Here is a 23,098-nt window from a genome sequence, read left to right on the forward strand (position 1 = left end):
CGGGCGACTACCGGTTGCCGGATTCGGAGTCATCGTTTCATGACCAATGGTCCATTGCCTGAAAACGTTCTGGTCTCGCTTCCCAAGATCGATGCAAAAGCGGCGCCGACGCTCAAAAATGCCGAGGCGGAGGTATTTTACACGGAAGCAATCCGCGAGCTTACCGCCACCGACATACCCTTTCTGGTCGCCGGGACTTACGCGGTAAGCGCTTATACGGGTGTCACCCGCCAGACCAAGGACCTCGATATTTTCTGCAAGGCAGGCGATTACGCGCGGATCCTCGCCCATTTCAAGCAGCTTGGATATGCCGTCGAAATCGAGGATGACCGGTGGCTCGGCAAGGTGTTCAAGGGCACGCATTTCTTCGACGTCATATTCGGCTCGGCCAACGGCACGGTGCCTGTTGGCGACCTGTGGCTGGAACACGCCCGCCAAACAGAGCTGTTGGGTAGCAGGGTGCGGATCATCGGCCCGACCGAACTCATCTGGTCCAAATGCTTTATCCAGGACAGAGGGCGACACGATGGCGCCGATATCGCTCATACGATTCTCAAGGCGGGCGATCAGATCGATTGGCACCGGCTGCTTTCTTATCTGGAGGTTCATTGGGAGGTTCTGTTGATGCAGCTTATCAATTTCAGATGGATCTATCCGAGCGAGCGCGATCATATCCCGGCGTGGCTGCTCGATGAATTGCTCGACCGCCTCGCCAAGCAACGGCAGTTGCCGTCTCCAAGGATGAAGATCTGCCGTGGGCGGCTGCTTTCGCAAACCGATTACGAAATCGACGTCAAGGAATGGGGCTTCGCCGGCGTCGGTGGTGTGGGAGAATTCCGTGATGGCTGATCCCGTCAAGAGCAGCGGGCCCAAGGACGGCGCACGCGCGCTCAAAGTTGCCGCGGTCGGGGATCTCCATGTGCGGGAAGATGCGCAAACCTCGTATCGAAACCTCTTCGGCGAAATTTCGAGCGAAGCGGACATTCTCGTTCTCACGGGAGATCTGACCAATCTCGGCAAGCCTCGTGAAGCGGAGATGCTGGCCGAGGATCTGCGCAACTGTTCGATCCCGGTCGTGGCGGTGCTCGGCAATCATGACTACGAGTCTGGTGCGGTGGAAGACGTCACGAACATCCTGCGCCAGGCGCATGTTCATCTCCTCGACGGGCAGGCAGTCGAAATCGAAGAGGTGGGTTTTGTCGGCGTGAAGGGATTCATAGGCGGCTTCGGGTCACGCATGCTCGGCTCATTCGGTGAACCGGCCATCAAGACGATGGTCGCCGAAAGCGTGAACGAGGCAATGCGACTTGAAAACGCGATGCGCCAAGTGCGGGCGAAGCGCACGCTGGTGATCCTCCACTATGCGCCGATTGCCGACACAGTCGCGGGAGAACCGCCGGAGATATTTCCATTTTTGGGCTCTTCACGCCTGGCGGAGACGATCGATCGATTCCAGGTTAGTGCTGTCGTGCACGGTCATGCACATCGCGGTTCTTACGAAGGTCAAACGCCTGGCGGAGCCAAGGTCTACAACGTCGCCATGCATGTGACCAAGCCAAGCGGCCGCCCCTACGCCTTGCTCGAAATCTGACGCCAGCGGCATGCGCCGTGGTGCCCATTGGCCTGAACTCAATTGGTGGCGTTGATCGACTTCGCCAACTCTTCCAGCTTCCGGGGATCGTTGCCGTGACGGCGCACCAGTTCGCGAGCCTGCCTGGACGGCAAATCGGTCGTGGCCGCCAGTTGTCGCACCTGCTGATCGTCGATGGCGACCTGCGGCAATGTATGGTCGATATTTCCTTGCTTGTCCTTCATCGCGCTTCTCCTTGATCCCTGTCGATGACAACGGCTCGAAAATCCGACCGGTTCCGAACGATCTGCAAACTTTTGGGCCGGCACCTGGGCGGACCAACATGCGCGTGCCCTGAGGGCGTAACGATCTCGATGGCTGGATTCTGCCAGGAACCATGCCACGGCGCACGAGTTGTTCCGACTGAACGGAGATAGTTAGATGCCACAGCCAAGACAGCCAGACCCAAATCGCGATGTGCCCGTGCCGCCTCCAACATGGAAGCCCCAGCCGATCGAGGAACCCGAACCGGAAAGGCTCCCGGACGAGACGCCGCTGCCCAATCCCGACGAGAATGAAGAGCCTCCCGTCCACGCATAGACGAAGGGGAGCTTCTTTATCGCGGGGCAAGTGCGCAACCTCGAGACAGAAAGCCCATCGCCTGCAGATCGGCAAAGTTGAATGGTTGCTTCGGCGCCTCAAGTCGTCGTCTGGATGATCAGGGTCAGCGTGCCATCGCCATCTATGTTTGCAGCGACAACCTGCGAGGAATTGAGCCCATTTGCCCTCAAAGCCGATGTCGCCTGAGGCGAAGCATCGACTGAGTTTTGCAGGCGAAGCAAATCTTCGGCGCTGGTTTGATTGATCACGGCATCCGCCTGCGCCTTGATTTCGTCAGGCAAATCCTCGACGGCGATAATGGCAACGCCGGTGAAATTCAAATCAGCAGAGCCTGGATCTGGCAGCGCCAGCTCCGGTTGCACTTCGCCCTGCGGTGGCGTCACCTGGGGAGGCTGCGGTCCAACAGTTTGGGCGTAGACGGGCTGAATGATGACCGCCCCGGAAAGTGCGAGAGCTATCGTCAACATGCGCATGGTCGCTCCTTGCATCCTCGAGGAGATTTTGAAGAAACCCCCATGCTGAGCGATGGTTCCCGCGGGGCTGGTCCCGCCGGGCGATTTCGTCCCAACTCACCCCAGAGAGACGCCGAAAACCTTGGCCAGGGCGTCCGTCACACGGCTGTCTCCCAACCGGTTGGGCGGTTTCGTACGGAATCGTACCATCGATTGATCTGCACCTTGGACAGGATCAAAATCAAGCAGAGGTGACCATGGGAGGGAGCCGCATGAGCATCGCCAGATGGGCAATAAGACCTGTCGGTACCGCCAAGGCGTTTCTGGCAGAGGAGCTTCGAAGTGCGCGATACGGCGACATTGTTTCGGTCAAAGCGGCGATAGAGGCCGCTCGCAGGGACGCGCCTTATTTGCAGGACACAGACGATGAGTTGATGGAGACGATCGTCGAGCTGGCACGGGAACTGGGGCTGGCCGTCCTTTTTGACTCTCGCGATTGACCGATGAGCCATGGCTGGAGGACTCACCGGCGGTTGAAGCGATTTGGTACGAAATCGACAATTGGCTCATGGCCGAAAATGCGCAATCATTGGGAAATGGGACGACGGTTGGACGACAAACTCGATTGCAAGGCTTGTGGGACTATCCAAATGGACATTCCCGACAACGCGGAGGAATCGACGCCAATTCATTGCAGCAATTGCGGCGCCTTTCTCGGCGAGTGGGGCGAATTGCAGGACGATTTCTACCGTCAGGCTCGCGGTACCGAAGCATTCGACTTGCGCAACGGAACCATTATCAAGAAGTAGCGCGCAACGACGCGGCCTCCGAATAACATCGGTAAATCCACAGGGGTTGGCAGATCTAGCCGACGTCGATGACGACCATCAACCCGCCGCCGCCCTTCTCCTCGACATTGTTGTTCGTCGTGTGATGCGGGATGTGGCAGTGAATGAGCCACTTGCCGGGACGCAGCGCCTTCCACACGACGTCATAGCGCTGTCCCGGTCCGACATTGATGGTATCGGCCAGGAAGCGTGCCGAGGGAGAAAGCGTCTCACCGTCACGGGCGACGACCTCGAAGGGTCCGCCATGGATATGCATTGGATGGACGAAGCCGTTGTTGGTGCCGATGAAACGCACCTTCAGCGTCTCGCCCACCTTCATAGGAATGGTGTCGGTTGCGGGATAGGCCTTACCGTTGATGGTGAAGAAGTTCGGCATGCCGCCTTCCATTGGCATTGAGGGGTAGGTCAGCCCATCACGCACCAGCCATTCCTGAAGTTCGATGACATAGTCGTGGTCAGCCGGAACCTCGTCGGCAGGATTGGCGGGATCGATGATCAGCGCCCCATAAAGCCCCAGCGCCTGGGTGCGGTCCGGCTTGGCATGCGGATGATAGAAATAGGTCCCGTGCTGGGTCGCGGTGAATGCATAGGAATAGGATTGTCCAGGTTCGATCGGCGGCTGGGTGATCTCGGCAGGCCCATCCATCTGGTTCGGCAGAATCATGCCGTGCCAATGCACCGTGGTTTCTTCGGGCAGGTCGTTGGTGACGTCGATGCGAACCTTATCGCCCTGGCGAATGTGGATGCGCGGACCGGGAATCTGGCCATTGTAGGCATAGGCGTCGACCGCGACGTTGGGCAGGATCTGCCAGCGGACCACCGATGGTCTGAGCTCGAACACCTTGACGCCGTTCTCCAGGCGGAATGGCAGTTCCTGGTCGCCCTTGGCGGCAAGAGCATAGGACGAGGTAACGCGACGCGGATCGGTTGCAGCCATGTCACGCATGGCCTCCGCCGGCGTGTCGCGACCCATGATCATGCCTTGCGGCATGATCGCGCCGCCGACGTCACGCGCCGAAAGCGTCAGGTTCAGCCAGTTGGCCGGCGCGGCCATGCCGATCGCCAGCGCCAACACCGACACAATACCGAGGGCCGCAATCTGCGGCGTGGTAGCGTCCGTCTCCATCTGGTGGCCGCTGCGTTTGGACTTATGGGAGGTGTTGCGGCTTCGTCGGCCGTCGCCGGCGTTGGGGTGATGCATAGCATGCTGTTGGTGGGCGGTCGGCTCTCCACTGCTCGTTTCGTTCGCCTGCGGGCGCTGCGTCATCAATCCGTGCTTCAGCCCGCGCGCGACCAGCCAGACATTGGCCGGATAGGCGAGCGTGAAGCCAGCGATGACGCCGATCGACATCACGCCCCAGAACAAAAGCTCGTTCGGCTCCATGGCGCGCATGTCGCGCCCCATCATCAGAAAGCTCATGACGGGTGCCATGCCGGCCATCATGAAATTCATCGAGATGAACTCGGGCAGGAAGCTCTTGCGCACGTTCTCCCAGTAGGTGCCGCCCATCATCGATTTCATGAACAGCGATTGGAAGATGAACAGGCCGAAGGCAAAGCCCGCCAGATATTCGACGATGAGGTCGAGCCACATCGGCAAGCCAAGCGTTGCCGTGATGACTGCGGCGAGAATGATGCCGGTCGCATCGCCGGCAACGCAGTGGATGGTCGAACCGACCCCCTGTTTCCACAGCGGCCTGGTAAAGTCTTCATGCTCGCCCGGCCGTGGCTCCTTGTCTGCAAGCACATAAAGCAGCAGCCCCAATGGACCCATATAGAGGGTCACCAGGATGAAACCCCATTTCATCACCACCGGTTCGGGATTGTTGCGGTATTGATCGAAGCCGACATAAAGCGTCGAGGCGGCGGCAAGAGCGAACCAGACGGCAAGGAAATAGTCGATTGGCTGGATGAACATGGATGCATCCCGTCGCGGATCAGTGGCTTGTCACAAGCAGCCCCGTCGATGAACGCAGCCGGCGTGTTTATGATCCCGCCGGCCCAATCCGGTTGTGTCGAATTCTCCAGCCTGGCGCTCTTGTCGAAGCATTAACGCGCGGTAATTCCCTTGAAGGCGTGGGCGCTTCGCTGCCTCAACAGGAGCTGGCCATGAAACATCAAACACTCGACCAACTGCATGCCGTCGCCAAGATTGAATCGTCGGCTGCCTATTCCGCAATGACACGAAATCAGCGCGTAGAGCGCTGGGCTGAACTGCTGGAGCGTAATCCCGAGCGATGCCTTGGGGCCTTTGCAGGCACTGAACATTTGCACCCTGAAGCACGTGCGATGATGCGGGGCGAGGGTACGGCAATTTCGGTTGCCTTCGAAGATCCAGTGCTGCGCGCATCGGGTTTGAAAGACGACACATATGGTGAGGCAAAGCGCTTTTTCGAGTTGAACGACTGGCAGTTGCACGACATCGTCTGCGATTGCCACGTCGGCTCAACCATGAAAGCGCGCTGGGCTGCGACGCGGGTCCGCTCAGCCATCAGCGGCAGGTTCTTTGCGTGGTTGCGGCAAAGGATAATGCGCTGACCGTAGTTGGGGATCGTCGTCGCTTCGGTGCGGCATACGATCCCCTGTCTTGCCGATTGGATGTCTTGCCGATTGGATGTCTTGCCAATCGGAGGTCTCGCCGATGCGGATCAACGCTTGTCCTGGTATAGCCGGTCGGTCGCTCGGTCGCTCTCCCTTCGTTCGGCGGGTCCACGCCGACGGCGTGCGATAACGGCATAGGCCATCAGCACGATCAGCAGCAATGGGCCGCCGGCAACGACGACCAACCACATGATATCTCCAAACATGGCGGCATCTCCTTTCCCAGACAACCGGCGAGGAGGAGAACCGTTCCGCGCAGCAGGCCACCTCGGTCGCCCCTGGTCATTAACTTACGAATTGCGCTCGTAGGTTCCGATGAGTTCAGCCTGCTCAAGCGAATGTTTCTGCGCCTCCCGCCAGATGCGCTCGATGCCCACGCTGGCTGGAATGGCAAGGCTCGGGGTGTCGAGCGCGGCCAGCCGGAAATGGTAATGGTGAACGCCATGTCCGACCGGCGGCTCAGGGCCGTCGTAATAGGCGTTGCCAAAATCATTCGTTGCTTGCCTGAGGGCGCCCGGACCCGGCTTGCCGCTTTCGGCCTCGGGAAGTTCCCTTGTGTCCGGGGAGATGTTGAACACCGCCCAATGACCAAACGTTCCGCTCGGCGCGTCAGGATCCTGAACGACGAGAACGAGGCTCTTTGCTTCATCTGGCACTCCAGACCATTTCAGCGGCGGCGATACGTTTTTGCCGTCTCGTGTGTATCTTTCGGGAATTTGTCCGCCTTCGGCAAAGGCGGCACTGCTAAGGGCAAGTGGCATGGTTCACTCCTCCGGCGAAGTTGATCCCAGCGACGCGCAGGGCAGCTATTTGTTGGTCCGCATCTTTTGTCTTGGATCGATCCCGCCAGCGGCGGTCGTGTCGTTTTCGACGTCACCTTCGACCGTGTTCTCGCCCTCAAGCTCGAACTCTTCGCCTTCCTTGATCGTTCCCTTGGAAGTCCCGATACCAGGATTGTTCGCCAAGTCGGCATCGCTCGGTTTCTTCCATTTCGGATGTTTGGTTCCGGTCATGAGAAAACTCCTTCGACGGGGATTGCAGTTTTGAAATCGCAGACCGGATAGTTCGTTCCGGTTCCACGCCTCAGCTTCTTCATTGGTTCGCCGCGCGCCGGCTAAAGCCCGAACGGGTAGGTGTCGGGAACGCCGGTTCTTGCATGCTCCGGGCCAAGCGGCGTCACTGCCGCGGTTTTGTCGAACCATAGGAACGCGTCGAACTGCCGGGGCAGGGAAGCGTCCGCATAGTGGCTGCCCAACTCGGTTTCCGGCCGGTAGATCACCCCGATGAATCGCTCCAGCCTGCGTTCCATCAGCCGGTCACGCAGCGTTGTGTCGCGCCCGAGGTCGAGCAGGAACCGCGACACAAGGGAATCGTGGCAAAGCCGTTCGTAGCTGTCGGCGTGCGACGCGCGGATTTGCTTCACCTCCATTTTGCCGTCCCAGTCGCTGGCGGCCGCTACTGTCCCGGAATGCGTGCCCATACCGATCAGCGCTGCCTCATCCCCGAAACGCTGCCGGCAGAGCTGGCCGATGTTCAGTTCGTCCCTAACGACGCCCATCTCGGTAAAGCGGGCATCGCCGATATGGGAATTGTGCGCCCACACCACGGCCTTGGCGTTGGGGCCGCCGGCATGCAGCAAATGTTCCAACGTTTCGAACATGTGCGTGTCGCGCAGGTTCCAGGACTCCGCGCCGCCATAGTACATGATCCGGTAATAGTGTTCGGCGGACGCGATCAGCCGGGCATTCTGACTGGCGTCGAGAAAGTCGGTGCCGTCCCTTTTTGCATATTCGAGCTGTTTGGCGAGCAAGTCCCGGCATTGTTCCAGCACCGCTTTTTCGCATTTTTGATAGCCGGCGGTGAGCACCGCGCGGCCGTAGGTGGACGGTTCGTGTTGCCAGGGCGTCAGGCAGCCATAGCGTTCGCGCGCGATCTTGGCTGCCTGGGGATCGACCCGGTCGAGATAATCGAGGACCGCGCCGATGGAACCGCTCATATTGTAGATGTCGAGGCCGTAGAACCCTGCTTGCGCCGAAGGCTCTAGCTTCTCGTTGTGACGGCGCATCCAGTCGGTGAAGGCCGCGACATCGGTGTTGCGCCACATCCAGGTCGGAAATCGCTGGAATGGCGCGCCAGTGCCGGTTCGCGGCCGACGATGGCGAACATAGCGGTCGATCGCCGCCGCGTCGGGCCAGTCCGCCTCGACCGCGACGATGGTGAAGCCGTGGCGTTCGATGAGCCTGCGGGTGATCGCCGCGCGCGCCCTGTAGAATTCGGACGTGCCATGGCTTGCCTCGCCAAGCAGAACAATGCGCCGGTCGGCGAACCGATCGAACAATGCGCCGAAGGCCGGATCGTCGAAATCGGGCAGGGGTTCGGCCGCGGCCGCGATCATATCAGGCAGGCTGATCGGATGGGGATGTCGAAGCGGACGACCAACGTCGGTGGCCGTGCCGTTTTCCGACCAACCCTGCTCGCCGATCAGAGGGACGAAGCGCACGCCGCCGAAATCCTCCTCGCTATAGGTTGCGGCGCCTGTCCGGGTGACTTTGAGCAGACGTTGCAAATCCGGGTCGTCGCCGACCGGAATGACGAGCCTGCCGCCGACATCGAGTTGCTCCTGAAGGGCGAGCGGTGCGCCGGGACCACTGGCTGTCACCACGATGGCGTCGAACGGCGCCGCCTGCGGCCAGCCCTTGGTGCCATCGCCTGTCCGAACCTCGATGTTTTGGTAGCCGAGTTTTTCAAACCGCCGCTTCGCCGTTTCGGCCAAACCGGGATGACGCTCTATCGTGTAGACCTGTTCGACGATCCGGCTCATCACCGCGGCCGCGTATCCCGAGCCGGTGCCAATTTCGAGCACATGGTCACCCGGTTTGACATCCGCCATCTCGATCATGAACGCGACAATGTAGGGTTGCGATATGGTCTGGCCATCGGCGATCGGCAGCGGCGTGTCTTCGTAAGCAAATTCCTCAAAACCGGGTTCGACGAAGGCCTCGCGCGGAACTTCGCGCATTGCCTGCAGAATCTCACGGTCATGAATGCCACGCCGGCCGACATGGATATTGACCATTCGATCACGGGCACGAGGAAGATCGAGCATCTTTTAGCTCCCTTTGGTGCAACGCTTCGAGGCTATCCTTCGCGGTACCTGCCTTGAGCCTGGCCTTCGCGATTCCAGTTTCTAACCGCCGGAGGACTTCAAGGTTCCCGCCTATTTGCGGACAGGGCCGCAAACCCGGCCGAGATGGCGTCCGGTCTCTCGGCCGCGTGGGTCGTGACGCCGACCCGAACGCGGCAGTCGGGGGTTGCTCAAGCGCAAAGATGCCCCAGTTATCACCAGCGAACCGAAGCTGGAGATGTCGATGAACGACAAGGCTGCCGCGACGCCGCAGGCTATCGGCCACGAACGGATCGACCTCATGGACCGCTACTGGCGCGCCGCGAATTACATCTCGGTCGGCCAGATCTACCTGCTCGACAATCCGCTGTTGCGCGAACCGTTGAAGGCCGAACACGTCAAGCCGCGGCTGCTTGGCCATTGGGGCACGACGCCGGGGCTGAACTTTCTCTACGTGCATCTGAACCGCGTCATACGCGAACGCGACCTCGATGCTCTGTTTATCTGCGGGCCGGGCCATGGCGGCCCCGCAATGGTCGCCAACACCTGGCTCGAGGGCACCTATAGCGAGGTCTATCCCGATATCGGGCAGGGCGAAGACGGCCTCAGGAAACTGTTCCGACAGTTTTCCTTCCCCGGCGGCGTGCCAAGCCATGCCGCGCCCGAGACGCCAGGCTCCATCCATGAGGGTGGTGAATTGGGATATGCGTTGGTTCACGCCTTTGGTGCGGCCTTCGACAACCCGGATCTGGTGGTTGCCTGCGTCGTTGGTGACGGTGAAGCCGAGACCGGTCCGCTCGCGGCGGCCTGGCATTCCAACAAGTTCCTGAACCCAGCCTCGGACGGCGCCGTCCTGCCGATCCTGCATCTCAACGGCTACAAGATCGCCAATCCAACGATCCTCGGCCGCATGGACGATCAGGAGTTGCGAAATCTCTTCGCCGGCTATGGCTACCAACCGTTCTTCGTCGAAGGCCACGAGCCGCTTGCCATGCACCAGTCGATGGCCGCGACACTCGACACGGTGCTCGATCGCATCCGGTCCATTCAGGAACAGGCACGGGCTCCGGGATGGCATGGTCAACGCCCGCAATGGCCGATGATCGTGCTGCGCAGCCCCAAGGGATGGACAGGTCCCAAGGAGGTCGATGGCGAGAAGGTCGAGGGTTTCTGGCGCTCGCATCAAGTGCCGGTGTCGAACGCACGCGGAAATGAGGGCCACCGCAAGATCCTCGAAAACTGGATGCGAAGCTACGAACCGGGAGAGCTGTTCGATGAAGGCGGGCACCTGTTACCAGAGCTCGCGGCACTTGCCCCAACAGGGACAAAGCGCATGGGCGCAAGCCCGTACGCGAATGGCGGACTGTTGAAGCGCGATCTTGTGCTTCCCGACTGGAAAAGCCTGGCGCTGGAAGTGCCTCGTCCGGGAGGCGTCATCGCTGAAGCGACGCGGATTTGCGGAAGCTATCTTCGCGAGGTGTTCCGCCTCAATGCCGAGGCGCGGAATTTTCGCCTGATGGGGCCGGACGAGACGTCATCCAACCGCCTCGACAAGGTGTTCGAAGTTACCGATCGGCTCTGGATGCAGCGCATTGAACCCTACGACGTCCATCTTTCCCGTGACGGACGTGTCATGGAGGTGCTCAGCGAGCACCTCTGCCAGGGCTGGCTTGAAGGCTATCTGCTCACCGGCCGCCACGGCCTGTTCTCCTGCTATGAGGCCTTCATCCACATTGTCGATTCGATGGTCAACCAGCATGCCAAATGGCTGAAGACCTCCGGCGAGCTTGCCTGGCGCAAGCCGATCGCCTCGCTCAATTACCTTTTGACCTCGCATGTCTGGCGGCAGGATCACAATGGTTTCAGCCATCAGGATCCGGGCTTTGCCGATCTGGTCGCCAACAAGAAGGCTGATACGGTAAGGCTCTATTTTCCGCCGGATGCCAACACCCTGCTGTGGATCACCGATCATTGCCTGAGAACCTATAACCGCATCAATGTCATTACCGCCGGCAAGCAGCCGGCACCGCAATGGCTGTCCATTGAAGAAGCCGAAGCGCATTGCAAGGCGGGGGCGGGCATCTGGGAATGGGCCGGTACGGTTGCTCAGGGCGAGGAGCCCGACGTGGTCATGGCCTGCGCCGGCGACGTGCCGACCCTGGAAACGCTGGCCGCGACCGACATCCTGCGCTCTGCGATCCCCGACCTGAAAATCCGTGTCGTCAATGTTGTCGACCTGATGACGCTGCAGTCCAACACGGAGCATCCGCACGGGCTCGCCGATGGAGACTTCGATGCGTTGTTCACGAAGACACGGCCTGTCATCTTCGCCTATCATGGCTATCCCTATCTCATTCATCGCCTGACCTACCGTCGCGCCAACCATGACAACATGCATGTGCATGGCTTCCGAGAGGAGGGCACCACGACGACGCCGTTCGACATGGTGGTGCTCAACGAACTCGATCGCTACCACCTCGCGCTTGCCGCCATCGAACGCGTGCCGCGACTGGCCGAAAGGGCTGAAGGGCTTGCCGGCGAACTCCACGGCCGGTTGGTGAAGCACAGGGCTTATGTCCGCGAGCACGGCGAGGATATGCCCGAAATCCAGAAATGGAGCTGGCCCGACAAAGGCGCGGCAAAGGCGCGCCAATGATGCGCCAATCGATCTTGGCATTGAATGCCGGTTCGTCCAGCATCAAGTTCGCGCTTTACGATCTTGTCTCGTCGCAGGCTCTGCAGCTCGTTTCGCGCGGCACGTTGGACCTGGGCGACACCCCCACCCTCCGCGCAAAAGCGGCCGACGGAACGGTGCAGTGCGATCGGCAGCTCGCCACCGACGGGCCGCGTGACGCAGCCATAGGCGAGATGCTGAATTGGGTGCAGGGCGAAATTGGCGAAAGGAACCTGCTCTGCGCCGGCCATCGCATCGTGCATGGAGGAAGCGAGTTCATCGAACCTGTCCGTCTGACCCTAGACATCATCGACGCCGTCGATAGACTGACGCCGCTCGCTCCGCTGCATCAGCCTCGCATTCTCGCGCCGGTCCGCGCGATAGCCGCCTTGCAACCGGACCTGCCACAGGTCGGATGTTTCGACACCGCTTTCCACCAGACGATCGATCCGCTCGTGCGGCGCTTCGCCCTTCCGCGCCAGTATGAAGGGCAAGGCCTGCGCCGCTACGGGTTTCACGGTCTCTCCTATGAATACATCGCCGGGCGGCTCAGCGGGATATCGCCAACTCTTGCGGCGAAACGCACCATCGTCGCCCATCTCGGCAATGGTGCCAGCCTTTGCGCTTTGCGCGAGGGCAAGAGCATCGACACGACGATGGGGTTTTCGGCTCTGGATGGCCTCGTCATGGGCACGCGGTGCGGCGCCATCGATCCCGGCGTGCTGTTGTACTTCCTGCTGGAAAGAGGCATCGGGGCGGAGGAGTTGCAGACGATGCTCTACGAGAAGTCGGGACTGCTCGGCGTATCCGGTATTTCGGGCGACATGAGGACGCTGGAAGGGAGCAACGATCCTCGCGCCCAAGAGGCGATGGCGCTTTTTGCCTTCCGCGCGGCGAGGGAAGCAGCAGCGCTTGCAAATACGATGGGTGGTCTTGAATGCCTCGTGTTCACCGCCGGCATCGGCGAACGGTCCGCGTCCATCCGCAAGGCCATATGCGAAAAATTGACCTGGCTTGGCGTGGTGCTTGAAGAACGCGCCAACGACATCCACGCCGAAATCATCAGTCGTCCCGAGAGCAAGGTGGAGGTGCGCGTGATTGCGACCGATGAGGAAAGTGTCGTTGCACGTCACAGCCGCAAGGTGATGCAAGCCTGAAGGCTCGCCATTGGCATCGGAAACCCGGCGTCGGTTCGGCTCGGTAAAAGCGCGGGCAAGGGCATTCCCTGTACGAAAATTACCAAGCAAGCGGTCGGGGGAACCAACTGCCCATGGAAATATTGTGCGAGCAATCTCGGCTAACCCCGAGACCGTCGGCACGATGATCACGCCGACAGCCATACTTCAGGCATTGGCTGAGGAATCCATGTTTACGGACGATGTTGCGGTGAGGCGCCTGAAAATCCTGGTCCAGCAATATGTCGAGACACGCAAGAAACGCCACGATGTGATCTCTACCGCCAAGGCCGGAACCGCAATTCGGGAGGTGATGCCAAGTTGCCCGCTTTCGGGAAAGGCCTTCGATGATCTGATTGCAGCCTGCGCCATCGAGCATGGCCTGGCTGTGCTCTTCGACAATCCGGGTACATCAGGCATCGAAATCTGAGGCTGGCGCTTCCGATTCCATCATCGCAAAGAGGAGTTCAGTCGGTATGTCCAGGTACTTTTTCGACCTTCGAGATGAGAGCGGAAGCTTGCAGGAGGATCCCGAGGGCCAGGAATTTTCTGATCTCGCGAGCGCCGAGGAAAACGCGATGGCGTCGGCGAAGGAAATCCTCGCCGAAGAACTGCTGCATGGCAAGCCGCTGCGTACCGGATTGGCCTTCGAGATTTTTGACGAGAACCGCAACCTGATGCTGCGCTTCCCCTTTGCGCTCGCGGCCGAAAAGGCCGGCGAGCCCCCTTAATCCCGAATTGCCTGGCGGCCGATCCCCTGCAGGGGTCATGCAAGCCGGGCCTCAATGCGTCCTATCCTTCCGCCTTGAAGTTTCTGGCTTCTTTCTCGACCTTGGGGCTGTCCTTGCCATGCTTTTGCATAAGCTCCTTGGCCTGCTTGGGTGAGACGTCGGTGGTCTCTGCCAAGCGCAGCGCCTTCTTGTCCTTGCTTTCGGTCTTCTGCTTCTTGGCCGTCATGGCTCTTGAACTCCCTTGAAGCCTGTTCCGATCGATCTTTGCCGGTCCCGAGCATATCCAGATGAATTGTCATTGCCTGGTTTGCTTCGACGAGACGTCAACGAGACGATGCGGGTCAGGTTCCGTGCATCGTCTGCTCATGTCCGAACTTGTCACGCCACGCGGCGATACCGATGGCGATCTCGGATGAATTCATTGAAGAAGCGGCCTTTTGAGGAAGCTTTGGTGAAAGCGGCATAAGTTACCGGAGCAACATCCTCATAGTCGTAACGTTTGCCGCTCGGAACAAACCAGACCGAGAGGATCCTGGTAGCGGGATCGTATTGTGTGTTTTGGATCACGGTCGATGGCATAGTGGCACCCGACGGGTCTGCCCGAATAACCCGCTAGCAATAGTCAGGTTCCGCCGATGTCCTCGCGGCTCGCACCGCGACTACCGGTCGCGCGGGTTGCCGAACGTCGGGTCGCGCTTCCTCGAATATCGGTCGATGCGTGGCAGGCTGTCATCAAACTCGATGCACGGTAGCCTCAGGTCCCAATAGGCATGGGCTTGCGGCCGAAAACCTTCAGGTTTGTCGAGGAAGCCGATCGTCACATAGAACTCGTCCGGCAGGCCTTCGTCGCGATAGCCTATCGAGCTTCCACAGTCTGGGCAGAACGTGCGAGTGACGCCTGGCGTTTTGGAAAAGGCCTTCGGAGTTCCCCTAAGAAGCTGAAATTGCTTCGGCCGGTAACCGACCCAGATCGTCAGCGGACTTCCGATGGCCCGGCGGCAATCGTCGTCGTGATCGTAGCATATCCAGACAGGCTCTCCATCCATGGCTGCCGCGATCCGTCCGCAGAAGCAGGCTCCGGTCTCGCGCCGCATCGCCTGTCCACCTGTCGCGCCCAAGGGACGTTCAGAGAGCGGCCGAACGGCCGCTCCCATTCAAGGTGAAGTCGTTGAAATCATGCATCGTGATGCTCGGGCATGCTCTTGAGCTGATCCTTGGTCCAGTTCGTCACCGCGTGAACGTCGCCGTCTTCATCGCGCATGAATTCCAACTGGCTCGCGGGAACGGCCACTGGCTTGGCGCCGATGCCGAGGAAGCCGCCGACATCGATGACGACCTGACTGGCGGCTCCAGAGCCGTGGACATGCGAGACGCTGCCGACCTTGTTGTCGTCCGCGTCGTAAATCGTGGCGTCTTCGAGAATGTCGGGCGTCAGTTCGGTGCTTGTGAGGCGTACGTGGTTGGTGTGATCCATCGTTCGAGACTCCTGTGGGGTGGAATATTTGAACCTCTCAGCCGAGCAATCGTTCCGAACAATTTCGGGGGCGAGGGGCGGACGACGCAAGGACGCAAGAACCCTCAAAATCAGCCTCGGCCCGAATTGACTCGCAAAGCTCCGTACGGAAGCGTACAAAGTGAAATCGTCAGCAGCACAGTTGGGCGTTGACGCTTGGGAGTGACCATCGCTCTTGCCCATCACGAGGCATGGCGTTTGCATGGCGAGGAGCCCGAGCATCCCGGTCTGCCACTAGACGCGATAACCGCGCTGGCGCGGGATACAGGCGCCACTGAACAGCAGATACGTGAAATCATATCGCTCCTCGGGTTCGATCGCGCCTCTATCCTGCGGGAGGCTCGTTTGCTGGCGAAAGATGGTCAGCCAGCAAGGCCTTCGAGTCTTCAGCAGTAACTGTCGGTTTCATACCAACACGCCGGCCCGTCTAGTGCTGCGCGAGACGAGGTCTATGGTTCGTTACCGTCCGCTCGTTAGACGGGCGCGGCCGGCTAAGAGATCCCAGTGCTCTTGCCCAAGGGAAAAGAGTCTCGTGGATTACCAGATACTGCAAGCCAAGAGCGAATTGCTTCGCCGCATGAGCGCGGACGACTTCGCGCGGTTAAGGCCGCATCTGGCGAGCGTTTTCCTGGACTTGCGCGCGCCACTGGAGACTGCGGGGCAGAAGATCGAAGCTGTCTATTTTCTGGAAAGCGGACTGGCATCGGTGGTGGCCAGGACTTCGGCGGCGACCGAAGCGGAAGTCGGAATCATCGGGTTCGAAGGAATGACCGGTTCGGCCCTGATCATGGGGGACGACCAGGCGAACTTTGATTGCTACGTCCAGTCGACATGCGAGGCCCTCCGGGTAGAGGCTGCCCCATTCGTCGAAGCCCTGGAGAACAGCCCTACGTTGCGGTCGTTCCTGTTGCGCTATGTCCAATATTTCCACGTTCAGACAAGCTACACGGCATCGATCAACGCACGGCAGAGCCTGGAAGTCCGGCTGGCGAGATGGCTTTTGATGTGCAGCGACCGCACTGTCGGAGACAGGCTTATGATAACCCATGAATTTCTGTCCATCATGCTTGGTGTCAGGCGTCCGGGGGTTACCGTGGGTCTGCAGATGATCGAGAGTTATGGTTATATCCGAGCGCGCCGCGGAGAGATCACGATCCGCGATCGAGACGGTCTCGTGACGTTGGCGCGAGGCTCTTACGGTCCACCTGAAACCCAGTACCGCCGGCTGATCGGAGATTTGGGCTCGAAGCATGCCGCGAGGCAGGAGCGGCCTCTCGCTTGAGCGCCGGGGCCAACAGAGGCTTCTCCACCACTGAACCGCCAGGAAGACATTTTCGAGTGGCCGACGCGATGATGCCGGTGAGACACCGTTGCCTAGCCCGCGCCGGCCACCGCGGCATTTTTTGGGGATGCCGCGGTGCCAATCTAGTTGCTGACAAGCAACTGGCAACGAAGGCTCACGGTTTGGTAAGAACCGTACGCACATGCACGCAACCTCCCTCGGTCGGGTTCAAGGCATGCTCGCGGAATCCTAGGTTGAATATAGCACCCCGATAAACTCCGGATTGGCAGGCGTTGTCAGATGCGGTGATGTCCGCTGGGTGGGGTGCAGATTTGCTGGCCAGGTTCCGATATTGCCAGGCGGGCTGGCCTTCACCATCTAGCTGGGATGGCGACACCCACATCGAAAACACTCGACTCATCCAGGCTCCAGCACGATCTCTTTGGTGCTGCCGACGACCTGCCGGAAGGTTTCCTCTACCAGCCCGAACTGATCGCGGCGCAAGAAGAAACGGAACTCGCCCGGCATCTCGAAGACCTACCCTTCGAGGCGTTCGATTTCCATGGCCATCTGGCAAACCGGCGCGTCGTAGGCTTTGGCCTGCGTTACGACTATGACAGGCGTCAGGTCGTCGAGGCGCCGCCGATCCCTGACTTCCTGTTGGCCCTGCGCGACAAGATCGCGGCGTTGGCAGGCAGGCCCGCCGAGGCCTTCGCGCAAGTGTTGATCAATGAATACCGGCCCGGCGCCGGCATTGGCTGGCATCGAGACAAGCCTCATTTCGAAGACGTTGCGGGTGTTTCGTTGCTGGCGCCTTGCAGTTTTCGGCTCCGGCGGAAGAATGGCACCAAGTGGGATCGCCGCACCATCGTCGTCGAACCAAGGTCGGCGTATCTCATGACCGGACCATCGCGCACGGAATGGGAGCATAGCATTCCGCCAGTTGACCTGCATCGATACTCGATCACCTTGCGGACATTGCGCGCCAACTCCGCATGAGCATAAGAACCTTCTTTTCCGCCGACGGCGGCGTGCCACGCGATTCACCGATCCGGAAGATCGAAAGCCAGCGTAAAGCATCGTGCGCCGAGTTCATCGATCACACCCTCATAGATTTTCCGGGAATGGGGCCAGCCGTGCAGAAGGATCAAGGCCGGTCGGCCCGGATCGCCGGCCATGGATACCGCCAGCCGCATATTGCCTGCTTCGAGGGTCCGGACGAGCATCGTCTATCCATTCTCGGGAACTCAGGAGAAAACGATGAGCGAACGAATAGGTTGCCCGACCGGTTCCGCCGGCGTCGCTGCTCACCGCCGCCCGTTCTCCAGCAGTGGCCAGTGCTCAAAGAACCCAGCCTGCTCGCTCAGCCGGCTGGACCGTCACCCGGCGGGAGGAGGGGGCCACTCTCGCCACCGGCCTGTTGATCCGCTTGGCGGAACAAGCATTTAATCCTGACGTTAAAATGCCGAGCGGTCCCGCAACGGGCGAATGGGCTGTCGCGAAGTCGTCGCGGCGATTTGCAATTAGGACAATGCAGGGAGATCCAGATGCCGCTTACGGCCTTCGCACTCAATTGCTCGCTCAAAGCTTCGAACGACAGGGAAAAATCCTCCACCGATCGGTTGCTCGCCGATGTCCTGGCGGCGCTGATGCAATACGAGGTGAAGGGCGAGATCGTGCGTGCGCTCAGCCACGATATCAAGCCCGGCGTGCTCTCCGACATGGGCGAGGGCGACGATTGGCCGAAACTCAGGAAGAAAATACTGGCGGCCGACATTTTCGTGCTCGGGCTCCCGATCTGGCTTGGCCAGCCCTCGAGTGTGGCCAAGCGCGTCCTGGAGCGGATGGATGCGTTTCTCGATGAGACCGATGACAGAGGGCGCATGCCGGCAGCAGGAAAGGTGGCCTTGGTAGCCATCGTCGGCAATGAGGACGGTGCGCATCACTGCCACGCGGAATGCTTTCAGGCACTGAACGATGTTGGCTTCACCATCCCGGCCAATGGCGGGGTCTATTGGGTTGGCGAGGCCATGCAGGAGGTTAACTACGTCGACCTGCCGGCAACTCCGGAAAAAGTCTCGGGTGCGATCGAAATGGCAGCTTCAAACGCCGCCCATCTCGCTGGATTGCTGAAAGAGCGGGACTACTCGGGCGTCTCGGGGTGACCTTTGTTCACCTAAACACTACCTTGGCAGCGTCGATGAGGTCTCAGTCGGGAACAGGAAGGCTTGTAGCGAGTTCATATTCTCATCAGCCGGCGACCGCCGCTCCGTCTATACGGCGCGAAGCCGCAAACAGGAGAGCAAGTCATGGGTCTCGGCACGATTCTTATCATTATTCTGGTCATTGCATTGCTTGGCGGTTTTAGTGGTCTTGGCGGCGGGCCTTTCTACGGCACCGGTTACTATGGCGGCGGCGGCCTCGGTCTGCTGCTGCTTGTAGTCATTATCCTGGTCGTGCTCGGGCGTCTCTAGCCGAGTCCGCGATGCGGGTGGCAGAATGTATCACCTGCCGCTTGCGGTCCTTCTGGGTTGCTTTGAATCCATAGCAGTCCAGCAATGACGGTCCGCCCTCTAGAGGGCGGACCACTCGTTGGAGATGTTAGGTCAAAATCAGGACGATCTTGAACGTATCCGGATCAACGATGACGATCCGGCCGTCCGCAAGCACGAAATACTCGTAACTTTCGTAAGCGGGAACGATCTTGACGATACGAGCCGGCAAACGATGCAGCCTGACCTTCTGCCGTGGGACTTCGACGCCGACGGTGATGTCAAAATCGACATTGGAAGCAGGCTCGACCTTCGTCTCCCGGATGATCTGAGTGACCTCGGTTTTCTGCTCCACCGTCACGTTGTTGATGGAACCGGTCGACGTCGTATCCTGTGTCGAGGCCTTGCCCTGAGCCTGCTCGTCGGTCTGCATCTTGGTCTTGTCCTGAGCCTGCTGGTCGGTGGTGGTGCCAGCCTTGCCCTGAGCCTGCTCGTCGGTCTGCATCTTGGTCTTGTCCTGAGCCTGCTGGTCGGTGGGGGTGCCGGCCTTGCCCTGCGCCTGCTCGTCGGTCTTCAGCTTGGTCTTGTCCTGCGCCTGCTTCAGCTTGGTCTTGTCCTGAGCCTGCTGGTCGGTGGTGCCGGCCTTGCCCTGCGCCTGCTCGTCGGTCTTCAGCTTGGTCTTGTCCTGAGCCTGTTGGTCGGTGGAGGTGCCGGCCTTGCCCTGCGCCTGCTCGTCGGTCTTCAGTTTGGCCTTGCCCTGCGCCTGTTGGTCGGTGGAGGTGCCGACCTTGCCCTGAGCCTGCTCGTCGGTCTTCAGCTTGGCTTTGCCCTGGGCCTGCTCGCCCATCTTGGAACCGCCCTGGCAGTCGGCCTGCCCGGAAGCGCAATTGGCGTCTGCGCCAGATTGGCTTTCGGGCTGTTGTGTCTGAGCCATTGCCGTTCCACAGCCGAGCCCGATCGCCAGCATGCTGGTAATGAGAACATGTTTCATGGGGAAATCTCCCTGGGTAAGGTTCGTCCCTTCAGTGCGTAGAACCAGAACCCAAAAAAAATGTTCCGAGATAGTTGAGTGAGGTCTAAAAAAATGACCTCACTCAGGACCATATGATCGCGGGCGGAAGCCGTCGTTAAAATGACCTTTTCAACCTTGCCGATTGCCCTAGCTCTCTCCTGAGAGGAGGCCGGATATGGCAATTTATAGTCTGAGGGTGGTCAGCTTCATTTTCGTGGCACTGGCTTTCGTTCCGGCCGCTGCGCATTTCTTCGCGATGTTCAACAAGATGAAGCTCGACGGGCCAAACTATCTGGCTGCGCAGCGCGCCTATGATGGATGGAGCCTGTTCGGAATCGTGGTGCTGGGAGCATTGCTCTCTACGGCCGCCCTGGCGATCCTGCTCTACCGAGCGAGTGCATCTTTCGGCTTGGTTGTCGTCGCCTTTCTCAGCATCGGCGCCACGCAATTTGCCTTCTGGACGCTGACCTACCCAATCAATCAGGCGACCCGGAACTGGACTGTCCTGCCTGAAAACTGGGAGCTGCTGCGGCGCCAATGGGAGTATTCACATGCCATCGCCGCCGGCCTCAATGCCTTGGCGTTGCTTGTGCTTTTCCTATGGGCGCTTCGCGCTGCGGTGCGTTGAACGACCACGTCTTCACCAGCACGGCCGCCGAGCGGGCAGGAACCCCAATGAAGCGAAATCACTGACCCGCCCGATGTTTCCAGCGTGGCCCGAAAATGAAGCGGTACTATTTCGATCTTCAAAACGGTGACGGCGCGGTACCCGACGATGACGGGCAGCTGTTCGAATCCCGGGAACAAGCCAGAGCGGAAGCAATTCGTATTTTGCAGGATGTTGCCCAAGACGAAATGCCCGACTGCGATTTCGTCAAGGTAACCGTCAAAGTACGCGATGAGATCGGTGCGCAGATGTTTGAGGCATCGCTTGTTCTGACCTCCGGATGGAGCGTGTGATGCCGCAGTGCTAGCGGCGATACCGCACCGGGATTTGCACGACGTTCTCCGATCCAGGCAGATCAAAGGCCATGGCCAGTTGACGTACGGAGGCCATCTCCACGATCAGTTCTTCGATCGAAAAATCCGGCAGGCCGGTCTTCACCCTCTGCCTCACCTTGGCCGCAAGTTCATGAACCCGCACCGGGACGAAAAGCGGGCTGTCGTCCAGCAGCTTGCTGATTTCGATGACCACATCGGCGTCGATGTCTTTCGGCAATTCCCGCATGGGCGTCACCTCCTCTCGAAGCAACAGCCCGTCATGTCGATGCGACGGGCGATCAGGCGTTGAGCGCCGGGCAAGAGGATCGGAGAGGGACGTGCTCGGCGCTGGCCGATAGCCAGATTCATAAAGCTGCGGGCCTCGGTGTGTCACGAAAAAATATCGGTACGAAAATTACCAAGCGGCTCATCCCACGCAATCCACAAGCGCCTTCCCCGAAATCGCGACTCCGGCAGCGCTGTTCCCGACAGAGGAGGAACAAAAAATATGGGGAGGAACAAAAAATATGGCCCGGAATTGAGACTGACGAATCGGAGGATCTAGCCATGGACAGCAAGGAAGAAAAGATCAAACGGCGAGCCCATGAAATCTGGGAGCAGGAGGGCCGGCCGGCTGGCCGCGAGCAGGAGCACTGGGACCAGGCCGTGCAGGAGATCGAGGCTGAGGGTTCGGAGACTGAACGTGGCCCGGTTTTGCCTGATCCGACAGTTGCAGCCGATTCCAATAGCTCAAAGCGTTGATCGTCAAATCCATGGCGTCTTGAGAGTACGATCAGGCAACCAAATTGGTGGAACCTCGTTTGCCGGACAGCAACCAGAGGAGGTTTCGATGAAGAGGTTCTTTTTACTCCTGGTCCTGGCCGCCGTCCTTGCGCTCGGCGCCTGCGACAACAATATCGAGCCGATGAAAGCCAACACCGGCACCATCAACAAGAACCCACAGATTGACCAGGCCGCCAGACCAGAGTCCACGACTGGTGGTGATCAGCCAGCCACTGTGCCTCAGGGCAAATGAACTCGGTCTCACATTGCGACACACCTCTGCTGCGCGTCGCCTATCTCGATGGTGGACTGCGAGACGGCGCCCCGGTTATCCTGCTGCATGGCTGGCCCGACGACGCGACGACATACGCTCGCATTTCGCCAGCCCTTCATGAAGCTGGCTTTCGGACGTTTTCGCCTTGGCTGCGAGGCTTTGGGCCGACATCGTTCCTGTCAGAAGAAACCATGCGCTCGGGCGAGATTGCCGCGATGGCGCAGGATGTGCTGGATTTTGCCGATGCGCTTGGCCTCAGCCGCTTTGCGGTTGTCGGACACGATTGGGGCGCCCGGATATCCTATCTGCTCGCGTCGGTTTTCCCGGACCGCATCAAGTGCTGTGCTGCGCTGTCGCTCGGCTGGCAACCAGGCAAACCAGCAACGCCGGCGCCCGGACAAGCGAAAGCATTTTGGTATCAATGGTTCATGGCGACGGCACGGGGCGCTGAGTTCGTACGAAACAATGGCAAGAAATTCGCCAGATACCAGTGGGATAGCTGGGGCCCATTAGGCTGGTTCGACGACGCTATTTTCGATGGTGTCGCGAGTTCGTTCGAAAATCCTGACTGGGCGGATGTGACGTTGCATTCCTATCGGGTCAGATGGGAAGAGGCCGAGCCCGATCCACGCTATGCCGAACTCGCCCGCCGGCAAGCAGCGGTCAAGATCATCACGGTGCCAATCCTGACGCTTCATGGTGGCGACGACCGCGTTGTGTTTGCCCAGTCCTCAGAGGGGTTCGAAAAGCATTTCACCGCGTTCTACAGGCGGGTGGTGCTGGATGGCATCGGACACTTCCCGACGCGTGAGGCTTCTGATCAGGTTTCGCGATTGTTGGCTGCGTTTCTCGATAGCCATGGCAAGCGCTGAAGTGGGGTCGTCATTCGACCTCATAGTACAGACCGGAACCTGACGCATCGCCGTGCATTTCGTCTCCATGCATGACGAACCGAAATGCGGTCT

31 protein-coding genes are annotated in these 23,098 nt (G+C 59.7%); 18 read left to right on the forward strand and 13 right to left on the reverse strand.

The features are described 5' to 3' along the window. The first annotated feature begins 39 nt into the window (after window positions 1-39). Window positions 40-849, forward strand: coding sequence for a nucleotidyltransferase family protein (locus NKJ00_RS18165; protein ID WP_023812007.1), 810 nt, complete (start codon window positions 40-42; stop codon window positions 847-849). After that, window positions 842-1,591 carry a metallophosphoesterase family protein gene (locus NKJ00_RS18170; RefSeq protein WP_023812006.1) on the forward strand — a complete coding sequence of 250 codons (750 nt, stop codon included), beginning with the start codon at window positions 842-844 and terminating at the stop codon, window positions 1,589-1,591. Before NKJ00_RS18165 ends, NKJ00_RS18170 begins: the two co-directional genes overlap by 8 nt. A 38-nt stretch (window positions 1,592-1,629) precedes the next feature. Here the strand turns inward: NKJ00_RS18170 and NKJ00_RS18175 are convergent, their stop codons facing one another. Together NKJ00_RS18175 and NKJ00_RS18180 are read right to left on the reverse strand one after the other, a co-directional pair. Continuing rightward, complete coding sequence (locus NKJ00_RS18175) at window positions 1,630-1,815, reverse strand: hypothetical protein (protein WP_023812005.1); 186 nt, start codon at window positions 1,813-1,815, stop codon at window positions 1,630-1,632. A 453-nt stretch (window positions 1,816-2,268) separates the two neighbouring features. Next, entirely contained in the window at window positions 2,269-2,664 is a 396-nt protein-coding gene (locus NKJ00_RS18180) for a hypothetical protein (RefSeq protein WP_023812004.1), read from the reverse strand. 251 nt (window positions 2,665-2,915) lie between these two features. Between NKJ00_RS18180 and NKJ00_RS18185 the strand changes: the two genes are divergently transcribed. Together NKJ00_RS18185 and NKJ00_RS18190 are read left to right on the forward strand one after the other, a co-directional pair. Next, complete coding sequence (locus NKJ00_RS18185; protein ID WP_023812003.1) at window positions 2,916-3,143, forward strand: hypothetical protein; 228 nt, start codon at window positions 2,916-2,918, stop codon at window positions 3,141-3,143. A 150-nt stretch (window positions 3,144-3,293) separates the two neighbouring features. Next, window positions 3,294-3,452, forward strand: coding sequence for a hypothetical protein (locus NKJ00_RS18190; RefSeq protein WP_023812002.1), 159 nt, complete (start codon window positions 3,294-3,296; stop codon window positions 3,450-3,452). A 55-nt stretch (window positions 3,453-3,507) separates the two neighbouring features. On the opposite strand, the gene NKJ00_RS18195 is transcribed toward NKJ00_RS18190, so the two are convergent. Beyond that, on the reverse strand, window positions 3,508-5,409 hold the full coding sequence (locus NKJ00_RS18195) for a multicopper oxidase domain-containing protein (protein ID WP_023812001.1): 1,902 nt from the start codon (window positions 5,407-5,409) through the stop codon (window positions 3,508-3,510). 191 nt (window positions 5,410-5,600) lie between these two features. Here NKJ00_RS18195 and NKJ00_RS18200 point away from each other — a divergent pair, with 191 nt between their 5' ends. Then, window positions 5,601-6,029: a hypothetical protein gene (locus tag NKJ00_RS18200; protein ID WP_023812000.1), complete on the forward strand. Its 429-nt coding sequence runs from the start codon at window positions 5,601-5,603 to the stop codon at window positions 6,027-6,029. 110 nt (window positions 6,030-6,139) lie between these two features. Here the strand turns inward: NKJ00_RS18200 and NKJ00_RS18205 are convergent, their stop codons facing one another. The 4 genes from NKJ00_RS18205 to NKJ00_RS18220 form a co-directional block, all read right to left on the reverse strand. Continuing rightward, on the reverse strand, window positions 6,140-6,298 hold the full coding sequence (locus NKJ00_RS18205) for a hypothetical protein (protein ID WP_128304463.1): 159 nt from the start codon (window positions 6,296-6,298) through the stop codon (window positions 6,140-6,142). A gap of 84 nt (window positions 6,299-6,382) precedes the next feature. Beyond that, window positions 6,383-6,853: a YbhB/YbcL family Raf kinase inhibitor-like protein gene (locus tag NKJ00_RS18210; protein ID WP_127268875.1), complete on the reverse strand. Its 471-nt coding sequence runs from the start codon at window positions 6,851-6,853 to the stop codon at window positions 6,383-6,385. 45 nt (window positions 6,854-6,898) lie between these two features. Continuing rightward, complete coding sequence (locus tag NKJ00_RS18215) at window positions 6,899-7,105, reverse strand: hypothetical protein (RefSeq protein ID WP_013531530.1); 207 nt, start codon at window positions 7,103-7,105, stop codon at window positions 6,899-6,901. Between the two features lie 101 nt (window positions 7,106-7,206). After that, complete coding sequence (locus tag NKJ00_RS18220) at window positions 7,207-9,198, reverse strand: protein-L-isoaspartate(D-aspartate) O-methyltransferase (RefSeq protein WP_352630648.1); 1,992 nt, start codon at window positions 9,196-9,198, stop codon at window positions 7,207-7,209. Window positions 9,199-9,460: 262 nt separating this feature from the next. Between NKJ00_RS18220 and NKJ00_RS18225 the strand changes: the two genes are divergently transcribed. Genes NKJ00_RS18225 through NKJ00_RS18240 form a run of 4 tightly spaced genes read left to right on the forward strand, consistent with a single transcriptional unit; the run spans window position 9,461 to window position 13,796 of the window. Next, entirely contained in the window at window positions 9,461-11,872 is a 2,412-nt protein-coding gene (locus NKJ00_RS18225; RefSeq protein ID WP_352630649.1) for a phosphoketolase family protein, read from the forward strand. Further along, a complete protein-coding gene (locus tag NKJ00_RS18230; protein WP_352630651.1) occupies window positions 11,869-13,047 on the forward strand; it encodes an acetate/propionate family kinase in 1,179 nt (392 codons plus the stop codon). The genes NKJ00_RS18225 and NKJ00_RS18230 overlap by 4 nt, the downstream gene beginning before the upstream one ends. A 10-nt stretch (window positions 13,048-13,057) precedes the next feature. Then, window positions 13,058-13,495, forward strand: coding sequence for a hypothetical protein (locus NKJ00_RS18235; RefSeq protein ID WP_352630653.1), 438 nt, complete (start codon window positions 13,058-13,060; stop codon window positions 13,493-13,495). Between the two features lie 46 nt (window positions 13,496-13,541). Beyond that, a complete protein-coding gene (locus NKJ00_RS18240) occupies window positions 13,542-13,796 on the forward strand; it encodes a DUF6894 family protein (protein WP_502895869.1) in 255 nt (84 codons plus the stop codon). 61 nt (window positions 13,797-13,857) lie between these two features. On the opposite strand, the gene NKJ00_RS18245 is transcribed toward NKJ00_RS18240, so the two are convergent. The 4 genes from NKJ00_RS18245 to NKJ00_RS18260 all read right to left on the reverse strand — a co-directional run bounded on the left by NKJ00_RS18245 (window position 13,858) and on the right by NKJ00_RS18260 (window position 15,270). Continuing rightward, complete coding sequence (locus NKJ00_RS18245; RefSeq protein ID WP_081738679.1) at window positions 13,858-14,022, reverse strand: hypothetical protein; 165 nt, start codon at window positions 14,020-14,022, stop codon at window positions 13,858-13,860. Window positions 14,023-14,174: 152 nt separating this feature from the next. Further along, the gene (locus NKJ00_RS18250; protein WP_352630657.1) at window positions 14,175-14,375 is read right to left on the reverse strand and encodes a KTSC domain-containing protein; all 201 of its coding nucleotides are present in this window, start codon (window positions 14,373-14,375) and stop codon (window positions 14,175-14,177) included. Between the two features lie 80 nt (window positions 14,376-14,455). Beyond that, window positions 14,456-14,890, reverse strand: coding sequence for a GFA family protein (locus NKJ00_RS18255; protein ID WP_352630659.1), 435 nt, complete (start codon window positions 14,888-14,890; stop codon window positions 14,456-14,458). Between the two features lie 80 nt (window positions 14,891-14,970). Further along, a complete protein-coding gene (locus NKJ00_RS18260; RefSeq protein ID WP_013531539.1) occupies window positions 14,971-15,270 on the reverse strand; it encodes a PRC-barrel domain-containing protein in 300 nt (99 codons plus the stop codon). Between the two features lie 571 nt (window positions 15,271-15,841). On the opposite strand from NKJ00_RS18260, the gene NKJ00_RS18265 reads away from it, so the two are divergent. From NKJ00_RS18265 to NKJ00_RS18280, 4 genes are all read left to right on the forward strand, one after another. Further along, a complete protein-coding gene (locus tag NKJ00_RS18265) occupies window positions 15,842-16,591 on the forward strand; it encodes a Crp/Fnr family transcriptional regulator (protein WP_352630661.1) in 750 nt (249 codons plus the stop codon). A gap of 387 nt (window positions 16,592-16,978) precedes the next feature. After that, on the forward strand, window positions 16,979-17,590 hold the full coding sequence (locus NKJ00_RS18270) for an alpha-ketoglutarate-dependent dioxygenase AlkB (RefSeq protein WP_352630663.1): 612 nt from the start codon (window positions 16,979-16,981) through the stop codon (window positions 17,588-17,590). A gap of 548 nt (window positions 17,591-18,138) precedes the next feature. Continuing rightward, entirely contained in the window at window positions 18,139-18,756 is a 618-nt protein-coding gene (locus NKJ00_RS18275; protein ID WP_128304473.1) for a flavodoxin family protein, read from the forward strand. 144 nt (window positions 18,757-18,900) lie between these two features. Then, window positions 18,901-19,065: a DUF3309 family protein gene (locus NKJ00_RS18280; RefSeq protein ID WP_023811982.1), complete on the forward strand. Its 165-nt coding sequence runs from the start codon at window positions 18,901-18,903 to the stop codon at window positions 19,063-19,065. A gap of 127 nt (window positions 19,066-19,192) precedes the next feature. On the opposite strand, the gene NKJ00_RS18285 is transcribed toward NKJ00_RS18280, so the two are convergent. After that, window positions 19,193-20,074, reverse strand: coding sequence for a DUF1236 domain-containing protein (locus NKJ00_RS18285; RefSeq protein ID WP_352630665.1), 882 nt, complete (start codon window positions 20,072-20,074; stop codon window positions 19,193-19,195). 196 nt (window positions 20,075-20,270) lie between these two features. On the opposite strand from NKJ00_RS18285, the gene NKJ00_RS18290 reads away from it, so the two are divergent. Then, window positions 20,271-20,723: a hypothetical protein gene (locus tag NKJ00_RS18290; RefSeq protein WP_352630667.1), complete on the forward strand. Its 453-nt coding sequence runs from the start codon at window positions 20,271-20,273 to the stop codon at window positions 20,721-20,723. Between the two features lie 95 nt (window positions 20,724-20,818). After that, window positions 20,819-21,055, forward strand: coding sequence for a DUF6894 family protein (locus NKJ00_RS18295; protein ID WP_023811979.1), 237 nt, complete (start codon window positions 20,819-20,821; stop codon window positions 21,053-21,055). A gap of 10 nt (window positions 21,056-21,065) precedes the next feature. On the opposite strand, the gene NKJ00_RS18300 is transcribed toward NKJ00_RS18295, so the two are convergent. After that, window positions 21,066-21,323: a hypothetical protein gene (locus NKJ00_RS18300; RefSeq protein ID WP_023811978.1), complete on the reverse strand. Its 258-nt coding sequence runs from the start codon at window positions 21,321-21,323 to the stop codon at window positions 21,066-21,068. 320 nt (window positions 21,324-21,643) lie between these two features. Here NKJ00_RS18300 and NKJ00_RS18305 point away from each other — a divergent pair, with 320 nt between their 5' ends. From NKJ00_RS18305 to NKJ00_RS18315, 3 genes are all read left to right on the forward strand, one after another. Beyond that, window positions 21,644-21,838, forward strand: a complete 195-nt coding sequence (locus tag NKJ00_RS18305; protein ID WP_352441512.1) for a DUF2934 domain-containing protein — start codon at window positions 21,644-21,646, stop codon at window positions 21,836-21,838. 88 nt (window positions 21,839-21,926) lie between these two features. Further along, window positions 21,927-22,112 (forward strand): hypothetical protein, encoded by a 186-nt coding sequence (locus NKJ00_RS18310; protein WP_023811976.1) that lies wholly within the window; start codon window positions 21,927-21,929, stop codon window positions 22,110-22,112. Beyond that, entirely contained in the window at window positions 22,109-23,005 is an 897-nt protein-coding gene (locus NKJ00_RS18315) for an alpha/beta fold hydrolase (RefSeq protein ID WP_352630669.1), read from the forward strand. Before NKJ00_RS18310 ends, NKJ00_RS18315 begins: the two co-directional genes overlap by 4 nt. The last annotated feature ends 93 nt before the right edge of the window (window positions 23,006-23,098 follow it).

The organism is Mesorhizobium sp. M0227 (assembly GCF_040321855.1).
Taxonomy (GTDB): Bacteria; Pseudomonadota; Alphaproteobacteria; order Rhizobiales; family Rhizobiaceae; genus Mesorhizobium.

Coding starts and splice junctions, on each gene's coding strand:
- NKJ00_RS18165 (WP_023812007.1), top strand. CDS start 40: ATGACCAATGGTCCATTGCCTGAAAACGTTCTGGTCTCGCTTCCCAAG.
- NKJ00_RS18170 (WP_023812006.1), top strand. CDS start 842: ATGGCTGATCCCGTCAAGAGCAGCGGGCCCAAGGACGGCGCACGCGCG.
- NKJ00_RS18175 (WP_023812005.1), bottom strand. CDS start 1,815: ATGAAGGACAAGCAAGGAAATATCGACCATACATTGCCGCAGGTCGCC.
- NKJ00_RS18180 (WP_023812004.1), bottom strand. CDS start 2,664: ATGCGCATGTTGACGATAGCTCTCGCACTTTCCGGGGCGGTCATCATT.
- NKJ00_RS18185 (WP_023812003.1), top strand. CDS start 2,916: ATGAGCATCGCCAGATGGGCAATAAGACCTGTCGGTACCGCCAAGGCG.
- NKJ00_RS18190 (WP_023812002.1), top strand. CDS start 3,294: ATGGACATTCCCGACAACGCGGAGGAATCGACGCCAATTCATTGCAGC.
- NKJ00_RS18195 (WP_023812001.1), bottom strand. CDS start 5,409: ATGTTCATCCAGCCAATCGACTATTTCCTTGCCGTCTGGTTCGCTCTT.
- NKJ00_RS18200 (WP_023812000.1), top strand. CDS start 5,601: ATGAAACATCAAACACTCGACCAACTGCATGCCGTCGCCAAGATTGAA.
- NKJ00_RS18205 (WP_128304463.1), bottom strand. CDS start 6,298: ATGTTTGGAGATATCATGTGGTTGGTCGTCGTTGCCGGCGGCCCATTG.
- NKJ00_RS18210 (WP_127268875.1), bottom strand. CDS start 6,853: ATGCCACTTGCCCTTAGCAGTGCCGCCTTTGCCGAAGGCGGACAAATT.
- NKJ00_RS18215 (WP_013531530.1), bottom strand. CDS start 7,105: ATGACCGGAACCAAACATCCGAAATGGAAGAAACCGAGCGATGCCGAC.
- NKJ00_RS18220 (WP_352630648.1), bottom strand. CDS start 9,198: ATGCTCGATCTTCCTCGTGCCCGTGATCGAATGGTCAATATCCATGTC.
- NKJ00_RS18225 (WP_352630649.1), top strand. CDS start 9,461: ATGAACGACAAGGCTGCCGCGACGCCGCAGGCTATCGGCCACGAACGG.
- NKJ00_RS18230 (WP_352630651.1), top strand. CDS start 11,869: ATGATGCGCCAATCGATCTTGGCATTGAATGCCGGTTCGTCCAGCATC.
- NKJ00_RS18240 (WP_502895869.1), top strand. CDS start 13,542: ATGTCCAGGTACTTTTTCGACCTTCGAGATGAGAGCGGAAGCTTGCAG.
- NKJ00_RS18245 (WP_081738679.1), bottom strand. CDS start 14,022: ATGACGGCCAAGAAGCAGAAGACCGAAAGCAAGGACAAGAAGGCGCTG.
- NKJ00_RS18250 (WP_352630657.1), bottom strand. CDS start 14,375: ATGCCATCGACCGTGATCCAAAACACACAATACGATCCCGCTACCAGG.
- NKJ00_RS18255 (WP_352630659.1), bottom strand. CDS start 14,890: ATGCGGCGCGAGACCGGAGCCTGCTTCTGCGGACGGATCGCGGCAGCC.
- NKJ00_RS18260 (WP_013531539.1), bottom strand. CDS start 15,270: ATGGATCACACCAACCACGTACGCCTCACAAGCACCGAACTGACGCCC.
- NKJ00_RS18270 (WP_352630663.1), top strand. CDS start 16,979: ATGGCGACACCCACATCGAAAACACTCGACTCATCCAGGCTCCAGCAC.
- NKJ00_RS18275 (WP_128304473.1), top strand. CDS start 18,139: ATGCCGCTTACGGCCTTCGCACTCAATTGCTCGCTCAAAGCTTCGAAC.
- NKJ00_RS18280 (WP_023811982.1), top strand. CDS start 18,901: ATGGGTCTCGGCACGATTCTTATCATTATTCTGGTCATTGCATTGCTT.
- NKJ00_RS18285 (WP_352630665.1), bottom strand. CDS start 20,074: ATGAAACATGTTCTCATTACCAGCATGCTGGCGATCGGGCTCGGCTGT.
- NKJ00_RS18290 (WP_352630667.1), top strand. CDS start 20,271: ATGGCAATTTATAGTCTGAGGGTGGTCAGCTTCATTTTCGTGGCACTG.
- NKJ00_RS18295 (WP_023811979.1), top strand. CDS start 20,819: ATGAAGCGGTACTATTTCGATCTTCAAAACGGTGACGGCGCGGTACCC.
- NKJ00_RS18300 (WP_023811978.1), bottom strand. CDS start 21,323: ATGCGGGAATTGCCGAAAGACATCGACGCCGATGTGGTCATCGAAATC.
- NKJ00_RS18305 (WP_352441512.1), top strand. CDS start 21,644: ATGGACAGCAAGGAAGAAAAGATCAAACGGCGAGCCCATGAAATCTGG.
- NKJ00_RS18310 (WP_023811976.1), top strand. CDS start 21,927: ATGAAGAGGTTCTTTTTACTCCTGGTCCTGGCCGCCGTCCTTGCGCTC.
- NKJ00_RS18315 (WP_352630669.1), top strand. CDS start 22,109: ATGAACTCGGTCTCACATTGCGACACACCTCTGCTGCGCGTCGCCTAT.